Annotated in this window: 1 rRNA gene; it reads left to right on the top strand. The window is 48.2% G+C overall.

Annotation, left to right across the window (positions count from 1 at the left end):
- The first annotated feature begins 186 nt into the window (after positions 1-186).
- Positions 187-299 (top strand): 5S ribosomal RNA (rrf, locus tag H3H37_RS25470).
- Positions 300-301: the final 2 nt, after the last annotated feature.

Genomic DNA, 301 nt, shown 5'->3' with positions numbered 1-301 from the left:
TGGAAGTGCAGTAATGCATTAAGCTAACTGATACTAATTGCCCGTACGGCTTGTCCCTATAACCTTAGCAGGTTGTGGTGAATGAGAAGTGCGTTGTAACGTTCGTTGATACAACTTCATTACCCAAAATTACTTCTTCCAGATTCCGGGTGACGCGCACGAGCGCGCAACCCCTACAAGTCAAAGCTTGATGACCATAGCAAGTTGGTCCCACCCCTTCCCATCCCGAACAGGACCGTGAAACAACTCTGCGCCGATGATAGTGCTGCAACCAGTGTGAAAGTAGGTTATCGTCAAGCTA

Source organism: Rugamonas brunnea (assembly GCF_014042345.1).
GTDB classification, from domain to species: domain Bacteria; phylum Pseudomonadota; class Gammaproteobacteria; order Burkholderiales; family Burkholderiaceae_D; genus Rugamonas; species Rugamonas brunnea.
This window is presented reverse-complemented; position numbering and strand designations above follow the sequence as displayed.